Raw genomic sequence first — 15,913 nt, 5'->3', positions numbered from 1 at the left:
CCGTCGACGGGCCTGGAGGCGCGTGGTGCGAAGACCTCGAAGACGAAGATCCGGTCCACCGGTCCTGATCCCGTTGGTGTTCCTGGCGGTGGTGGGTTGCGCGGAGCAGGCGCCCGCGTTGCCGCCGCCCGTGATCGCGGGGATGAGCTCCACCGCCGCACCCCCTTCCGCCGCGCACCTCGCGGCGCAGCCCGTCGCCGGTCAGGCCGGTGGCGAGGTCCGGCTCAGCGGCGCCGGGTATCCCGCACACGGTCGGGTGGTGTTCACCTTCCACGGCAGGCGGGTCGGCGACACCACCGCGGACGCGGTCGGCCGGTTCGCCGAGGTCCCGGTGCGCGTGCCCGATTCGTTCGGCGATTCCGCGCCTGGTACGCAGTTCACCATCGGAGCCACCTCCGGCCCCGTCTCCGCCGAGACGCCGTTCGTCCTCACCCGCTGACGCGCTCACCTGAGGTTTAGCCCGGGGTAGTTCAAACCGGCGGAGCGCGCCGGGGTGCACTACCGTCAGCTTGATCGGCTGTGCGGTAGTGCGCGATGGTGTTCGGGGTTGTTCGATCAGGGAGGTGGGCGGAGGTGCCCGTACTGGCCCAGGTGGATCTCCGGCTGGACGCAGGTCCGTTGGACTACACCCTGCTGGCGGTCTACTTCGTGTTCGTCCTCGGCATCGGCTTCCTGGCCCGCAGATCGGTCTCGTCCAGCCTGGACTTCCTGCTCTCCGGCCGCTCGTTGCCCGCCTGGGTGACGGGCCTGGCGTTCATCTCCGCCAACCTCGGCGCGATCGAACTGCTCGGCATGGCGGCCAACGGCGCGCAGTACGGCATGGCGACGGTGCACTACTACTGGATCGGCGCGATCCCGGCCATGGTGTTCCTCGGCCTGGTGATGATGCCGTTCTACTACGGCTCGAAGGTGCGCAGCGTCCCGGAGTTCCTGCGCCGCCGCTTCGGCAAGGGCGCGCACCTGGTCAACGCGATCAGCTTCGCCGTCGCCCAGGTGCTGATCGCGGGCGTGAACCTGTACGCGCTGGCGTTCCTGCTGAACCTGATGCTCGGCTGGCCGATCCCGCTGTCGGTGGTGATCGCGGCGGCGATCGTGCTGACGTACACGGCCCTGGGCGGCCTGTCGGCGGCGATCTACAACGAGGTGCTGCAGTTCTTCGTGATCGTCGCCGCGCTGCTGCCGCTGACGATCGTCGGCCTGCACAAGGTCGGCGGCTGGGACGGGCTGGTGGAGAAGGTCACCGGCGGCCCGGGTGGCTCCGAGCAGCTGTCGGCGTGGCCCGCGACGGAGCTGACCGGCATCCAGAACCCGGTGCTCAGCGTGATCGGCATCGTGTTCGGGCTCGGGTTCGTGCTGTCGTTCGGGTACTGGACGACGAACTTCGCCGAGGTGCAGCGCGCGTTGTCGGCCAAGAGCATGTCGGCCGCCCGGCGCACGCCGATCATCGGCGCGTACCCGAAGATGCTGATCCCGTTCGTGATCATCATCCCGGGCATCATCGCCGCACTGGTCGTGCCGGAGATGGTCGCGCTCAAGGCCGGTGACGACAGCGGCGGCGTGGTCTACAACAACGCGCTGCCCGCGTTGATCGGCGAGCTGCTGCCCAACGGCATGCTGGGCATCGCGATCACGGGCCTGCTGGCGTCGTTCATGGCGGGTGTGGCGGCGAACGTGTCGTCGTTCAACACCGTGTTCACGTACGACCTGTGGCAGGACTACGTGCGCAAGGACCGCCCGGACGAGTACTACCTGCGGGTCGGCCGGCTGGCCACGATCGGCGGCACGGTGGTCGCCATCGGCACCGCGTTCCTGGCGGCCGGCTACGGCAACATCATGGACTACATCCAGGCGCTGTTCTCGTTCTTCAACGCGCCGCTGTTCGCCACGTTCATCCTGGCCATGTTCTGGAAGCGGATGTCGGCGGCGGCGGGCTGGGCGGGTCTCGTGGCGGGCACGCTCGGCGCGGTGGCGGTGTTCGTGCTCGCCGAGACCGGCGTGCTGGACCTGCCGGGGCAGGGCGCGAGCTTCGTCGGCGCGGGCGTGGCGTTCGGGGTGGACATCGTGGTGAGCGTGGCGGTGACGATGTTCACCCGGCCGGTGCCCGAGGAGCGGCTGGTCGGGCTGGTCTACAGCCTGACGCCCAAGGAGGACCGCAGGCACTCCACCACGGGCGACGACGCCGGGTGGTACCGCTCGCCGGTCCTGCTCGGCATCGGCGTGCTGCTGCTGACCGCCGTGCTCAACATCATCTTCGGCTGAGGGAGGTCGTCGTGGCGCGCAAGGCCGGTCTGTTCGACCTGCGACTGGTGATCGCGGTGCTGTTCGCCATCTACGGCGTCGTGCTGTTGGTGGTCGGACTCGGCTTCACCGACGAGGCCGACCTGACCAAAGCGGACGGGTTGAACATCAACCTGTGGAGTGGGATCGGCATGATCGCGCTCTCGGCGGTGTTCGCCGCCTGGGCGACCCTGCGGCCGGTCATCGTGCCCGAGGGGGGTGAGGGCACGGGTACCGCGTGAGGGCACGGGTACCGCGCGCTGTGGCGGTCAGCGCCTCGGGTAGACCGGGTTGAACGCCTCGACCGTCCAGGTGTCGAGCCAGCGGACGGCGCGTCGGATGCGGTGGCGCATTCGATGGTCCTTTCGTTGGTTTCGGCTTGGTCCTCAGGTTCAGCGCGTCGATCTTCTGAATCGTTCCCGAACGCCGTCGTGAGGACGGACACAGGGTTCGTGCCACGAATGGCGGAGTCGGTCGCTACCGTGCACCACGTGCCCCGCCTCGTCGCCGTGTTGAGCTTGATCCTGCTGCTGGCCGGCTGTGCCGGGGCGGATCTGGCCAAGCAGAAGTTCCCGCGCACCACCATCCCGGCCGACGCCGAGAACGTCACCGACCCGACCGGGTCGAGCAGGCCGCCCGCGCCGCCCGCGGACGGTGAGCCGGTCGACCCGGCGTTCGCGGCCGACAAGCTGCGCCTGACCGACCCGTGCGAGCTGCTGGACGAGGACGTGCTGAAGCGGTTCGGCACGCCCGGCGACCGGTCGCGCAGCGGGTTCAGCCGGTGCTCGAACTTCATGAAGGACAAGAACGGCAAGGACCTCGCGGTCACGGTCGAGATCGGCCAGACCATGACCACCGAGCTGAAGAACGCGGACAAGCAGCTCGCCGGCCTGCGCAGCTACGAGCAGGTGCTGGAGAACAGCGCGTGCTTCGTCTCGGTGATCACGCAGGAGGAGCCGGGCCTGGGCCTCACCGTGCAGATCGGGTACGAGGACGGTGACGCGTGCGCGCCGGGCCGCGAGATGGCCGAGTCGGTGGTGACGCAGATCAAGGACCGCGCGGCGACCCGCACGGCCGCCAAGGGCTCGCTGATCACCCTCGACCCGTGCGCCCTGCCGGAGAAGGCGGCGGTCGACGCGGGCGCGGGTGCCGGTTACCGTGTGTACCCGTACGGGTTGCACCACTGCTCCTGGGTCGGCGACGACCGCGAGCTGACGCTGGCGTTCCGCGAGACCTACATCCCCGACGACCGCGAGTTCGACGACAAGCAGACCGAGGTCGACCTGGGCGGCGGCGTGGTCGGCTACCAGGTGTCCACCAGCACGGCGTTCCCGTCCTGCGAGGTCACGTGGGTGCAGCTGGAGGGCGCGGACAACGAGGGCGAGGTCGTCGAGGTCAAGTCGGCCGGCCCGAAGGCGTCCGAGTTCGACCGCTGCGCGACCGCCGTGGCCTTCGCCAAGTCGGTCGTCGGCAAGATCCCGAAGGGCTGAACGGGGGCTGACATCACCCCCCGTTACCCGTTACTGTCGAGTAACACCCGCGTTCGTGCTTGTGCTTGGAGGGCCCGATGACGCAGACCGCTCCCACCACTCCGGCGCGGGCCGACGACGGGCAGCGGCGGTTCGCGTCGCTCGACCCCCGCACGGGCGAGGTCATCGGCCACCACGTGGTGGCCTCCGAGGAGGACGTCCGCGAGGCCGTGCGGGCAGCGCGGGACGCCGCGGTGTTCTGGGCGGAACTGGGGTTCGACGGCAGGCGGGCGCGGCTGGACGCGTGGCGCAAGGTGCTGCTCAAGCGGCTGGACGAGTTCCAGGTGCTGATCAGCGCCGAGACCGGCAAGTCGGCCGACGACGCGCGGACCGAGCTGGCGCTGGTCATCGACCACCTGCACTGGGCGGCCAAGCACGCGCCGAAGGTGCTGGGCAAGCGCAAGGTCTCGCCCGGGATGCTCATGTACAACCACGCGGCGACGCTGGAGTACCGGCCGCTGGGCGTGGTCGGGGTCATCGGGCCGTGGAACTACCCGGCGTTCACCCCGATGGGTTCCATCGCGTACGCGTTGGCGGCGGGGAACGCGGTGGTGTTCAAGCCTTCGGAGTTCACGCCGGGGGTCGGGGTGTTCCTGGCGGCCACGCTCGGCGAGGTCGTGCCGGAGTTCCCGGTGCTGCAGGTGGTGACCGGGTTCGGCGAGACCGGTGCGGCGCTGTGCACGTCCGGGGTGGACAAGCTGGCGTTCACCGGGTCGACGGCGACGGGCAAGAAGGTGATGGCCGCGTGCGCCGCGTCGTTGACGCCGGTGCTGGTGGAGTGCGGCGGCAAGGACCCGCTGATCGTGGCGGAGGACGCCGACGTGCGGGCGGCGGCGGACGGCGCGGTGTGGGGCGGGATCTTCAACTCCGGGCAGACGTGCGCCGGGGTGGAGCGGGTGTACGTGGCGGACGCGGTGTACGACGAGTTCCTCGCGCTGGTGGTGGAGAAGGCGAAGAAGCTGCGGCCGGGTGGTGAGGCGGACGCGCACTTCGGGCCGATCACCATGCCCAAGCAGGTCGACGTGATCCAGTCGCACGTCGCGGACGCGCTGGAGCGCGGTGGGCGGGCGGTGGTCGGTGGGCTGGAGTCGATCCGGCCGCCGTACGTCGAGCCCGTGGTGCTGGTGGACGTGCCGGACGAGTCGACGGCGGTGACCGAGGAGACGTTCGGGCCCACGCTGGTGGTCACCCGGGTGGCCGACGCGGACGAGGCGGTGCGGCGGGCGAACTCGTCGGCTTTCGGGTTGGGTGCGTCGGTGTACTCGCGCAACCGGGGTGAGGAGCTGGCGGACAAGCTGCGGTGCGGGATGGTGTCGGTCAACTCCGTGCTGGCGTACGCGTCCGTGCCCGGGTTGCCGTTCGGCGGGGTCGGGGATTCGGGGTTCGGGCGGATCCACGGGGAGGACGGGTTGCGGGAGTTCGCTTACGCGCACTCGGTGACTCGGAAGCGGTTCGGGGCGTTGCTGAACCCGATGACGTATGACCGCGGTTCCCGCACGATCCGGCACGTGGTTCGCCTGGTCCGCGTCCTCTACGGCCGCTGACCGGCGTGTCCTACGTTCCGAACGCGAGAGTCCAACGTTCGGGGCGCGAGAGTCCAACGTTCAGGGCGTGTGAGTTCAACGTTCAGGAGACCTGAATTCAACGTTCAGGGCGGCTCGGTGGTTGGGGCAGGCTCGATTTGACATGGGGCCCCTTACGGGTACTCCAGGCAGGCCAAAGCCGGGCAGGCCCGGCGGATGAAGCGCCCGCCAAGCCTGCCCGGCTTCGACCAGCCTGAAGCACCCGAACCCCAGGTAAAATCGGGCCTTTTGCGGTTGGGTGGCGGGTCCGTCGTGGGCGCGTGGGTTTGAGGGCCTTTGCGGCGGGCTGTCCTATGTGGGTCCGTTTTTAGTTGGTGAGGGTGGCTGCTGGCGGGGCCGCGATCGTGGTGTTCGACGCTGCGGGGTTCCTCCGCTACTGCAGGTCACTGACCTGCTGTTCTTAGGATTCCCTCACCGTAGGTTCCGCTTTCGGGGCCGCGTGCGGTGGAGTAGTAATGGGGTGATCAGCGTCGATCGGGAGGTCCACCCGTGAAGAAGATCATCAACGATCCGGCGACCGTGGTGGTCGACGCGTTGCGCGGGATGGCGCTCGCGCACGCCGACCTGCTGGAGGTCCGGTACGACCCGGCGGTGGTGGTGCGGGCGGACGCGCCGGTGCCGCGGAAGGTGGCCGTCATCTCGGGCGGCGGGTCCGGGCACGAGCCGTTGCACGGCGGGTTCGTCGGGCGGGGGATGCTCGACGCGGCCTGTCCCGGCGCGGTGTTCACGTCGCCGACACCCGATCAGGTGGCAGCGGCGGTGGCGCGGACCGACGGTGGCGCAGGCGCGTTGTTGATCGTGAAGAACTACACGGGTGACGTGCTCAACTTCGAGACCGCGGGCGAGTTGGCGGCGGCTGACGGCGTGGACGTGCGGACGGTCGTCATCGACGACGACGTGGCGGTGAAGGACTCGTTGTTCACTGCGGGGCGGCGCGGTGTCGGCGGCACGGTGCTGCTGGAGAAGATCGTCGGCGCGGCTGCCGAACGGGGTGTCGACCTCGACGGGTGTGAGGCGTTGGCACGGCGGGTCGTCGCGCGGGTTCGGTCGATGGGGTTGGCGTTGACGGCGTGCACGGTGCCGCACGCGGGCGAGCCGTCGTTCACGCTGGCCGACGACGAGATGGAGCTGGGCATCGGCATCCACGGCGAACCGGGGCGTCGGCGGGTGCCGGTCGGGTCCGCCGAGGAGATGGTGGCGGCGTTGCTCGACCCGGTGCTGGAGGACCTGCCGTTCCAGGAAGGTGACCGGGTCCTGCTGTTCACCAACTCGATGGGCGGGACGCCGTTGATCGAGCTGTACTTGGCGCACGGGATCGCGGAACGGTTGTTGGTGGAGCGCGGTGTGGTCGTGGAACGGCGGTTGGTCGGGCCGTACATCACCAGCCTGGAGATGCAGGGGATGAGCTTGACGTTGCTGAAGCTGGACGACGAGATGCTCGAACTGTGGGACGCGCCCGTGCACACCCCGGCGCTGCGGTGGGGCGTCTGATGGCGTGCACGGCGGAGTCGGTCGCGGAGGCGTTGCGGGCGGTGGCGGCGGTCGTGGTCGAGCACCGCGAGGAGCTGATCCGGCTGGACCGCGAGATCGGTGACGGCGACCACGGCGAGAACATGGCGCGTGGCTTCACGGCGCTGGTGTCCAAGTTGGACGAAGTGCCGTCGTCCCCCGGCGGGGTGTTGAGGTTGGCGGCCACGACGTTGATCTCGACGGTGGGTGGTGCGGCCGGGCCGTTGTACGGGACGGCGTTCCTGCGTGCGGCGACGTCGGTGGGTGACGTGGCGGATTTGGACGGGCCCGCGGTGGCGGCGGCGTTGCGGGCGGCGTTGGACGGGGTGGTGGCGCGGGGCAAGGCGGCCTTGGGCGACAAGACGATGGTGGACGCGTTGACACCCGCGGTGGCGGCGGCGGAGTCGGTGGCGGTCACCGGAGGTGGGGTGGCGGAGGTGTTGGGCGCGGCGGCCGACGCGGCGGAGATGGGTGCCGACTCGACGGTGCCGATGGTGGCGCGCAAGGGGCGGGCGTCGTACCTGGGTGAGCGCAGTGCGGGGCACCTGGATCCGGGCGCGCGGTCGACGGCGTTGCTGCTGCGGACGTTGGCCGGGAGGGCGCGGTGATCGGGCTCGTCGTGGTGTCGCACAGCCGGCAGTTGGCCGATGGGGTGGCGGAGCTGGCCGGGCAGATGGCGCCATCGGTGGCGATCGTGCCGTCCGGCGGTGACGGGGACGGCGGGCTGGGCACGGACTACGTGGCGGTCGGCGAGGCCATCGCGCGGGCCGATTCCGGTGCGGGCGTGGTGGTCCTGTTCGACCTCGGCAGCGCGAAGATGGTGGCCGACATGGCCGCCGAGGAGGCCGAGGGGACGGTGCTCGTGGTGGACGCGCCGCTGGTCGAGGGCGCGGTGGCGGCGGCGGTGCGGGCGCAGGGCGGGGCGGGGTTGGCGGAGGTGGCCGCGGCGGCGTCGTCGGCCGGGTCCGCCGCGCCTGCCCCGGTGGCCGCCGGGGAGGTGGTGCGGGCCGAGGTGGAGTTGACGAACTCGGTGGGGCTGCACGCCCGTCCGGCGGCGTTGGTGGTGCGGGCGTTGGACTCGTTGGACGCGTCGGTGGTGGTGCGGTACGGCGACGAGGCGGCGGACGCCAGGAGCGTGTTGGCGTTGATGGGACTCGGTGCGCCCGGTGGTGCGCGGGTCGAGGTGGAGGCTTCGGGCGCGGACGCGGCGGAGGCCGTGCGGAGGGTGGAGGAACTGGTCGCGCGGCAGTTCGACGAATGAGCTGTTGAGACCCCCCTGGACCGATTACTTGCTCGATACCGATGGTGAAGCTCACGCGAACGCCGCGTGACGGCCGTGGGATAGTCGCGTCAAGTTACCGTCCGGTAGCCACTCCGGTGAGTGGGAGGTAAGCAGTGACGCGCCAGTTCAGCACGGTCGGAGTCGTCGGTCTCGGCACGATGGGCGCCGGTATCGCCGAAGTCCTCGCCCGGACCGGCATCACTGTGGTGGCGGTCGACGTGGACGAGGCGGGCCTGGCCCGCGGACGCGGCCACCTGGACCACTCGACGGACCGCGCGGTGGCGGGCGGCAAGCTGTCGGCCGACGAGCGTGACGCCACGTTGGCCCGCATCACGTACGCGACCTCGTTGGACGCGTTGGCGGACGTCGACCTGGTCGTCGAGGCGGTGCCGGAGCGGATCGAGCTGAAGGCGGCGGTGTTCGCCGAACTGGACCGGATCTGCGGCCCGGACACGGTGTTCGCGTCGAACACGTCGTCGCTGTCGATCACCGAGATCGGTGTCCACACCGGACGGCCGGGCAAGGTCGTCGGGATGCACTTCTTCAACCCCGCGCCGGTGTTGAAGCTGGTCGAGGTGATCCGCACGGTCGTCACGGAACCGGACGTGGTGACCGACGTGGTGGCGTTCGCCGAGGGGTTGGGCAAGACGCCGGTCGTGATCGGCGACCGGGCGGGGTTCATCGCCAACGCGCTGCTGTTCGGGTACCTCAACCACGCGGTGCGGATGTACGAAACCCGTTACGCGACAAGGGAAGACCTCGACGCGGCCATGCGGTACGGGTGCGGCTACCCGATGGGGCCGTTGGCGGTGCTCGACCTCATCGGATTGGATACCGCGTACGAGATCCTGGATACGATGTACCACCAGTCGCGCAACAGGCTGCACGCGCCGGCGCCGCTGCTGAAGCAGATGATCACGGCGGGGTTGCTGGGGCGCAAGAGCGGGCGCGGTTTCTACACCTACGACGGGCCGGACTCGCCGGTCGTCGTGCCGGACGTGCTGACACCGGTCGCCTCGGCGGACGGTGAGGCGGCGCGCGAGGTGCAGCGGGTCGGCGTGATCGGCACCGGCACCATGGCCACGGGGATCGTGGAGGTGTTCGCCAAGCGCGGGTACGACGTGGTGCTGAGGGCGCGTTCGGAGGAGAAGGCCGCCGCGGCGGTGGGCAAGGTGCGCAAGTCGTTGGAGAAGGCGGTCTCGCGCGGCAAGTTGTCGGAGGCGGACCGGGACGCCGCGCTGGCCCGCGTGTCGCCGGTCGTTGACTTCGCGGACCTGGCCGACTGCGACCTCGTGGTCGAGGCGGTGGCCGAGGAGCTGTCGATCAAGAAGGCGGTGTTCGAGGCGCTGGACGAGGTGTGCAAGCCGGGTGCCGTGCTGGCGACCACGACGTCCTCGCTGCCGGTGATCGAGTGCGCCGCCGCGACCGCGCGACCCGGTGACGTGGTCGGCCTGCACTTCTTCAACCCGGCGCAGGTGATGAAGTTGGTCGAGGTCGTGGAGACGATCTCGACCTCGGCCGATGTCGTCGCCACCGCCCGCCGGGTGTGCCTCGACCTGGGCAAGGTGCCGGTGCACTGCGGCGACCGCGCCGGGTTCATCGTCAACGCGCTGCTGTTCCCGTACCTGAACGACGCGGTCAAGATGCTCGAGGCCCACTACGCGTCGGCCGACGACATCGACAACGCGATGAAGGTCGGCTGCTCGTTGCCGATGGGGCCGTTCGAGCTGCTGGACGTGGTGGGGCTGGACGTGTCGCTGGCCATCGAGCGGACCCTGTACCTGGAGTTCCGCGAGGCGGGCTTCGCCCCCGCGCCGCTGCTGGAGCACCTGGTGAAGGCCGGGCGGTTGGGTCGCAAGACCGGCAAGGGCTTCCGCGACTACGCGGCCTGAGCGACGCGTTGTGCGGGCTGATGGCGTGGCGGGTTTCGGCGTTTGGCATCGTGGTCACCATGCGGCGTGTGGTGATCTCGCTCCTGGTGGCGGCGTTCGGTCTGACGAGCGCCTGCGCGTACACGGTCAACGGCACCCCGGTGGCGGAGCAGGTGCTCGACGTCGACCCGCCGTTCACGTCGGCCAAGCCCACCCCGACCGGCTCCGCGGACCCGTCCCGCGAGCCGACCGGGGACGTCGGTGACATCTGCGCGTTGATCGGGTGGAAGGACCTGCCCTACGACGTGCCGGACAAGGAGGCCGAGCCCACCGAGACCGGCTACGACACGGCGTTCGACCAGTCGTGCAAGTGGCAGACGTCGGTCGGCTCGCTGGACGTGGGCGTGACCCTGCGGTTCCGCGAGGGGCGCGCGATCACGCTGGAGCAGAGCAACGGCGAGTTCGACCTGGGTGACCGGAAGGTGACCTACTTCGACCGGACCACGGACACGTCCGTGCAGCCGTCGTGCGTGCTGGTGATGGACTACGCCGGTGGCGGCATCGGGATCATCGTGATCGACGGCTCGGCCCGCTTCGGCGCCATCTGCGACCAGGGCAAGAAGGTGGCCCAGCTGCTGCTGGAGAAGGAACCGGCCAGCTGACCCGCTCGACAACCCGCTCGCCGCGCTGCCGCGAACCGCGCCCACTCGCGCAGGTGCGGTCCCGCCGCCCGCCGCCCTGCCGCCGCCGGGTTTTGGCCCATTCGGCACAGGTCGACGGTGGCGGGCGACGGTGGCGGGCAGCGGCGTTCGGCCCGGCGCCGACCGCCTTCAGCCCGGAGCCAGGACCGACTGCGTGACCGGATCGTTCTTGCGGCGGGTCGTCGCTGGCTGTGGCTTCGGCTTGGGCCTGTCAGTCGCCGTTGGGTGGGGTCAGCTGCAGCAGCCGCCGCCGCAGCATCCGCCACCGCCGCCGCCTCCGGCGGGCGCGTTGGCTTTGCCGCTCAGACCGGCCATGGAGAGCAGCTTGACGGTGTCGTCGTGGCCGTTCGGGCACGGCGCGGGCGCGGAGGCGTCGTCCATCGACCGCTTCACGTCGAAGGTCGACCCGCACGCCTTGCAGCGGAATTCGTAGGTTGGCACGTCGCTCATTGTCCCCGGCGCGAGGGCGCCAGCACCAGCAAGGGCACCCCAACTGCTGACACCGCGGCGAGCAACGTCAACAACGGCAGGCCGTGCACCCAGCCCAGACCGGCGGCGGCCAGGTGGGTACCGGTGAACGTGGCCACCCACATCCGCGAACTGGGCCGCAACCACACCGGCGCCAACGCCGACAGTGCGGTGACCAGCATCAACATCGTCGTGCCGAGCAGCACGCCCTGCCGGAGCCCACGCGGCTGGCCGACCGGCACATCGGCCTCCTGGAGCTCAGGCCGCACCTCGCCACCAGGCACGACGTCCGGCGGCGACGGCTCGACCAGCAGCCCGCGCACCACCGGCAGCAGTGTTACGGCCACTTCGGTCATCAGGAGAAGGGTCAATACGACCCGTTGCCACTTGCTCACCCAGTGGACCGTAGGCGATCACCCAGGGCGAGCCCGGATACCCTCGTGCCTCGTGCCACGCCGTAACCGCCCGCAACGCCCGGACGAGCCCTCACCCATCGGTGGGCACGGCTGGGCACGGGCCGAGAGCGCCCCGGACGGCGAGTGGCTGGTGCGCACCGTCTCCGGCAACGCCACCACCAAGACCTACCGATGCCCGGGCTGCGACCACGAGATCCGCCCCGGCACCCCACACGTCGTAGCCTGGCCCGCCGCCGACTACGGCTCAGTAGAAGACCGCCGCCACTGGCACCAGGCCTGCTGGTCGTCGAGAGGCCGCCGCGGCCCCACCACCCGCCGCTGGTAACGCTCCGTACCCGCGGACCGACAGCCGCCAGCCCATAGCCGAGCCCGCCGGATCGGTGGGAGGTCCGGCCTACCCGCCCGACAAGCCCCGCAACACCGCTCGGGTTCGCCGAAGCGCGCCACCACCCGCGAAGCCGAGAGGGTGGCATGCCGCCGGTCCGGCGGTGAGCTGCACGTGCGGCGTGCCGCTGGCCTGGTCGGTGGGCCGCAGGTGTGGACACCCGCCGGTCCGGTCGGCGGGCCCCAGGTGTGGGCGACCGCCCGCCGGGGTGCGAGTGCACATTCCCTTGGGCGCACGAGGTCGGAACCTGCGGCTGCGTTGACCGGCTCTCGCCGATCGCCGAGCCGCCAGCCCCGAGCGGCTGGCCCCCGAGTCGATGCGCGTCGAGTCAGCCGACGCCGAGTTGGTGGGTGCCGAGTCGCCCGGCGGCAATTCGCCCGGCGCCGATTCGCTGGCCCGAGTGGGTGGGCCCTGAGTCGGTGGGTGCCGAGCCGCCCGGCCCGAGTGGGCGGGTGCAGTGTGGTCGGGTTGGGCGGTGGGACGATGTTGTGGTGGGTGGAGTTCCGATCAAGGCTGGCACCGTGCTCCCGGCGCGTCGGGAAGCCGTGACGTTGCGGACGGTGGATGGGTTGGCGTTGGTTGGGGAGTTGGCGTTGCCTGTGGACCGGGAGCCGTTGGCCACCTTGGTGTTGCTGCACCCCTTGCCGACGCACGGCGGGATGATGGACTCCCACCTCTACCGCAAGGCGGCTTGGCGGTTGCCCGCGTTGGCCGGGCTGGCGGTGTTGCGGTTCAACACCAGGGGCACGGTCAGTGCGGCCGGGCGCAGTGAGGGCGAGTTCGACCACGCCGTGGGCGAGCGGCTGGATGTGGCTGCCGCCCTGGCGTTCACTGCCGAACGTGGGCTGCCCTCGGTGTGGCTCGTCGGCTGGTCCTTCGGCACCGACCTCGCCCTGATGCACGGGTGCGAGCCGATGGTCCAAGGCGCCGTGTTGATCTCACCTCCTCTGCGGTGGAGCAAGGACGAGCACTTGCGGACGTGGGCGCGTGCGGGCAAGCCGGTGGTGTGCCTGGTGCCCGAGTTCGACACCTACCTGCCACCGGCCGAGGCCAGGCGGCGGTTCGGCGAGGGCATCCCGACCGCGGACGTCATCGACTTCCCCGGCGCCAAGCACCTCATGGTCGGGCAGGCCGAAGAGGTGCTGGACGCGATCGTGTCCGCGGCCGTGCCCGAGGTGCCCACGCCGTTGCCGCGCACCTGGTCCGGCCCCCACGAGCAGCATCAGGTGACCATCGTGACCTCCTGAGGCCGCCAGATCAGCACCGGACCCACGTCGGTCCTGCTCTCGCCCACGTGCGCGAAGCCCAGCTTCTCCGCGACGCGCCGGGAGGGCGCGTTGTCGGGGTCGGTGCTGATCGTGACCGGGCGGTCCGGCCGGACGCGGCGCGCCCAGTCGATGGCCGCGCGTGCCATCTCCGGTGCGTAGCCGCGCCCCCAGTGCCGGGGACGGAACCGGTAGAACAGGTTGAACGTCGGTTCGCCGTCCAGGTCGTGGTGGCGCAGGCCGCCGAAGCCGATGACCTCCCCGGTCTCCGGCAGTTCCACGGCCCAGTACCCGATGCCGTCACGCGCCCAGTGGAGCTGCCACTCGGCCAGCATCTTCGCCGCCTGCTCCGCGGACGGTGGCCCCGCCGGGTTGAAGCGGTTCGCCTCCGGATCGGACAGCACCGCGATGGCCGCGCGCACGTCACCCGGGCCGACGCGCCTGAGCAGGAGGCGGTCGGTCCGCAGCTCGTCCGGTTCCGGGGTGGAGGTCATGCGACGAAGCTAACCGGGGGGTCCGACAATTCCGGGTATGGAACCTGCTCCGCTCGTCCTGCTGCACGCCTTCCCGTTCGACTCACGGATGTGGGACGGGGTCCGTGACCTGCTGAAACCGATCACGCCGGATCAGCGTGGCGCCGATCGTTCACCCGATCTGGTGGCTGTGGCGGACGACGTGCTGCGGCTGCTCGACGAGCGCGGGGTCGAGCGGGCGGTGCTCGGCGGGTGCTCCATGGGCGGGTACGTGGCGATGGCCGTGCTGCGGCGCGACCCGTCCAGGGTGGCCGGGCTCGTGCTGGCCGACACGCGTGCCGGTGCCGACACCGACGAGGCGCGGGCGAACCGGCTGGCGATGGCCGCACGGGTGGAGGCGGAAGGCCTCGGCTGGGTGCCGGACACCGTCGTGAGCGGGCTGCTCGGGCCCGCGCCGGACGAGGCCGTGGTCGGGCGGGTGCGGGAGTTGATCCTCGACCAGGACCCGGCGGAGGTGGTGTGGGCGCAGCGGGCGATGGCCGCGCGGCCGGACTCGGCCGACGTGCTGGCGGAGGTCGACGTGCCGGCGTTGGTGCTGGTCGGGGAGCACGATGCGCTCACGCCGCCCGCGTTGGCCCGTGAGCTGGCCGGGATGCTGCGGCAGGGCGAGTACGTCGAGCTGCCGGGCGTTGGCCACCTGACGCCGCTGGAGGCACCGGACGCGTTCGCCGCCGCCGTGCTCGACTGGCGACGGCGTGCCGGGGTCTGACCGCCTGTCCTGAGTGTTGAATTCAGGGGTCCTGAACGTACGACTCACGCGACGCGAACGTACGACTCACGTGTTCTGGAGGTGGGACACGCGAGTTAGCGCTTGGTGGTTTGGGGTTTCGGGCGGGCGATCTTCTGGGTCGGGCCGTCCGGGGAGGGCTTCGCCGAGTCCGCGGGAGCCGGGTCGGTGGAGCCCTGGGTGGGCGGAGACTGCGGCTTCGCGGCGGTGGCGCCCGTGGAGGCTGAAGAGACGGTGGAGGTGGAAGAGACTGGGGAGGCCGAGGTCGGGGCGGGTTCCGCAGCGGTGGGGGCAGGAGGCTTCGGGCGTTCCTCCTCCAGCGGGTCCAGCAGTGGGGTCACGTCGTGCAGAGCGGAGCTGACGGCGTGCAGTTGCTGGGACAGGCGGTTGCGGAGCTGGCGGAGGGCGTCCACCTTCTGGGTCGCCTGGGTGACGCGGCGGTTCGCTTCCTCCGTCGCCTCGCGCACCCGCCGGTTCGCCTCGTCGGTCGCCTCCTGCACGCGCGCCGTGGCCTCGCTGATCGAGTCGTGCCGGCGGCGGTTGGCCTCCTCCGTCGCCTCGCGCACCAACCGCTGCGCCTCGGCGTTCGACGCGGCCTGCTCCTGCTGGATCTGGGCACGCACGCGCGCCGCTTCCTCGGCCGCCTCGCGCAGCCGGCGCTCGGCCTCGGCCTTCGACGACGCCTCCTGCTCGGCCAGCGTCTTCATCGACTCGACCCGCCGGGCCGCCATCGCGATCTCGAAGTCCTCTTCGACCGTGGTGCGGCGCTGCAGCGACTCCTCGTCCAACCGCGCCGCCTCGGCCCGCGCCTCGCCCACCACCCGCTCGGCCTCGGCGCGCGCGGTCTCCAGCACGCCCCGGTGCTCGGCCTCCATCTCGGCGCGGCGCTGGTCCAGCTCGGCGATCAGCTTCTCGTACCGGGTGCGCAGCACCCCCGCGTCGGCCTCGGCCTTGGCGCGGATGTGCCCGCCCTCGGCCTCGGCCCGCGCCTTGATCTCGTTCGCCTCGTCCTGCGCGAGCCGCAGCATCCGCTGCAACCGCTCGCTCAGGCCCTCCAACGTGGTCGGCGGCAGCGACAGCCGCTCCACCTGGCCGCGCAGCTCGGCGATCTCGGACCGGGCCGCTTCGAGCTGCCGGGCCAGGTCGTTGGTCTGCGACACCGCCGCGTCCCGGTCGGCCGCGAGCAGGCGCAGGTCGGAGTCGAGGCGTTCCAGGTGGTCCTCGACCTGGGCGCGGTCGTACCCGCGCTTGACGATGTCGAAGCCGGATCCCAGGGGGACGAGGTCACGGTCGTCGGCGAGGCCCATGCCGCTCACGCTACCCGCTCCCGATGTGCGGCGGTCACCCGAGCGCCGCACATCGGGAGT

17 protein-coding genes are annotated in these 15,913 nt (G+C 70.9%); 13 read left to right on the top strand and 4 right to left on the bottom strand.

Annotated elements, in window-relative coordinates; all coding sequences use genetic code 11:
• Window positions 1-76 precede the first annotated feature (76 nt).
• From B0I31_RS03120 to B0I31_RS03075, 10 genes are all read left to right on the top strand, one after another.
• Window positions 77-439, top strand: coding sequence for a hypothetical protein (locus B0I31_RS03120; protein ID WP_106613723.1), 363 nt, complete (start codon window positions 77-79; stop codon window positions 437-439).
• A gap of 134 nt (window positions 440-573) precedes the next feature.
• Window positions 574-2,259 carry a sodium:solute symporter family protein gene (locus B0I31_RS03115; RefSeq protein WP_106613722.1) on the top strand — a complete coding sequence of 562 codons (1,686 nt, stop codon included), beginning with the start codon at window positions 574-576 and terminating at the stop codon, window positions 2,257-2,259.
• A gap of 11 nt (window positions 2,260-2,270) precedes the next feature.
• On the top strand, window positions 2,271-2,519 hold the full coding sequence (locus B0I31_RS03110) for a hypothetical protein (RefSeq protein ID WP_106613721.1): 249 nt from the start codon (window positions 2,271-2,273) through the stop codon (window positions 2,517-2,519).
• Window positions 2,520-2,768: 249 nt separating this feature from the next.
• Complete coding sequence (locus B0I31_RS03105; RefSeq protein WP_146173710.1) at window positions 2,769-3,767, top strand: DUF3558 domain-containing protein; 999 nt, start codon at window positions 2,769-2,771, stop codon at window positions 3,765-3,767.
• A 77-nt stretch (window positions 3,768-3,844) separates the two neighbouring features.
• Entirely contained in the window at window positions 3,845-5,350 is a 1,506-nt protein-coding gene (locus B0I31_RS03100) for an aldehyde dehydrogenase family protein (RefSeq protein WP_106613719.1), read from the top strand.
• Window positions 5,351-5,878: 528 nt separating this feature from the next.
• Window positions 5,879-6,880 (top strand): dihydroxyacetone kinase subunit DhaK, encoded by a 1,002-nt coding sequence (gene dhaK, locus B0I31_RS03095; RefSeq protein WP_106613718.1) that lies wholly within the window; start codon window positions 5,879-5,881, stop codon window positions 6,878-6,880.
• Entirely contained in the window at window positions 6,880-7,506 is a 627-nt protein-coding gene (dhaL, locus tag B0I31_RS03090; protein WP_106613717.1) for a dihydroxyacetone kinase subunit DhaL, read from the top strand. The genes dhaK and dhaL overlap by 1 nt, the downstream gene beginning before the upstream one ends.
• Window positions 7,503-8,159: a dihydroxyacetone kinase phosphoryl donor subunit DhaM gene (gene dhaM / locus B0I31_RS03085; protein ID WP_106613716.1), complete on the top strand. Its 657-nt coding sequence runs from the start codon at window positions 7,503-7,505 to the stop codon at window positions 8,157-8,159. Before dhaL ends, dhaM begins: the two co-directional genes overlap by 4 nt.
• Before the next feature lie 134 nt (window positions 8,160-8,293).
• A complete protein-coding gene (locus tag B0I31_RS03080; protein WP_106613715.1) occupies window positions 8,294-10,072 on the top strand; it encodes a 3-hydroxyacyl-CoA dehydrogenase family protein in 1,779 nt (592 codons plus the stop codon).
• A 59-nt stretch (window positions 10,073-10,131) separates the two neighbouring features.
• Complete coding sequence (locus B0I31_RS03075; protein ID WP_106614016.1) at window positions 10,132-10,713, top strand: DUF3558 family protein; 582 nt, start codon at window positions 10,132-10,134, stop codon at window positions 10,711-10,713.
• 270 nt (window positions 10,714-10,983) lie between these two features.
• On the opposite strand, the gene B0I31_RS03070 is transcribed toward B0I31_RS03075, so the two are convergent.
• Both B0I31_RS03070 and B0I31_RS03065 read right to left on the bottom strand, forming a co-directional pair.
• On the bottom strand, window positions 10,984-11,193 hold the full coding sequence (locus B0I31_RS03070) for an FmdB family zinc ribbon protein (RefSeq protein ID WP_106614015.1): 210 nt from the start codon (window positions 11,191-11,193) through the stop codon (window positions 10,984-10,986).
• Between the two features lie 5 nt (window positions 11,194-11,198).
• The gene (locus tag B0I31_RS03065; protein WP_106613714.1) at window positions 11,199-11,576 is read right to left on the bottom strand and encodes a hypothetical protein; all 378 of its coding nucleotides are present in this window, start codon (window positions 11,574-11,576) and stop codon (window positions 11,199-11,201) included.
• Between the two features lie 91 nt (window positions 11,577-11,667).
• On the opposite strand from B0I31_RS03065, the gene B0I31_RS03060 reads away from it, so the two are divergent.
• Entirely contained in the window at window positions 11,668-11,961 is a 294-nt protein-coding gene (locus B0I31_RS03060; protein WP_106613713.1) for a hypothetical protein, read from the top strand.
• A 551-nt stretch (window positions 11,962-12,512) separates the two neighbouring features.
• Window positions 12,513-13,268: an alpha/beta hydrolase gene (locus tag B0I31_RS03055; protein ID WP_245949619.1), complete on the top strand. Its 756-nt coding sequence runs from the start codon at window positions 12,513-12,515 to the stop codon at window positions 13,266-13,268.
• On the opposite strand, the gene B0I31_RS03050 is transcribed toward B0I31_RS03055, so the two are convergent.
• The gene (locus tag B0I31_RS03050; RefSeq protein WP_106613712.1) at window positions 13,244-13,780 is read right to left on the bottom strand and encodes a GNAT family N-acetyltransferase; all 537 of its coding nucleotides are present in this window, start codon (window positions 13,778-13,780) and stop codon (window positions 13,244-13,246) included. The two genes, B0I31_RS03055 and B0I31_RS03050, sit on opposite strands and share 25 nt — an antisense overlap.
• 37 nt (window positions 13,781-13,817) lie before the next feature.
• On the opposite strand from B0I31_RS03050, the gene B0I31_RS03045 reads away from it, so the two are divergent.
• Window positions 13,818-14,528, top strand: a complete 711-nt coding sequence (locus B0I31_RS03045; RefSeq protein ID WP_106613711.1) for an alpha/beta fold hydrolase — start codon at window positions 13,818-13,820, stop codon at window positions 14,526-14,528.
• Between the two features lie 95 nt (window positions 14,529-14,623).
• Here B0I31_RS03045 and B0I31_RS03040 read toward each other — a convergent pair whose 3' ends face one another.
• Complete coding sequence (locus tag B0I31_RS03040) at window positions 14,624-15,853, bottom strand: coiled-coil domain-containing protein (protein WP_106613710.1); 1,230 nt, start codon at window positions 15,851-15,853, stop codon at window positions 14,624-14,626.
• Window positions 15,854-15,913 lie beyond the last annotated feature (60 nt).

The sequence above is a fragment of the Saccharothrix carnea genome (assembly GCF_003014735.1).
GTDB lineage: Bacteria > Actinomycetota > Actinomycetes > Mycobacteriales > Pseudonocardiaceae > Actinosynnema > Actinosynnema carneum.
The sequence above is the reverse complement of the archived record's forward strand: the minus strand, read 5'-3'. Positions and strand labels throughout refer to the sequence as shown.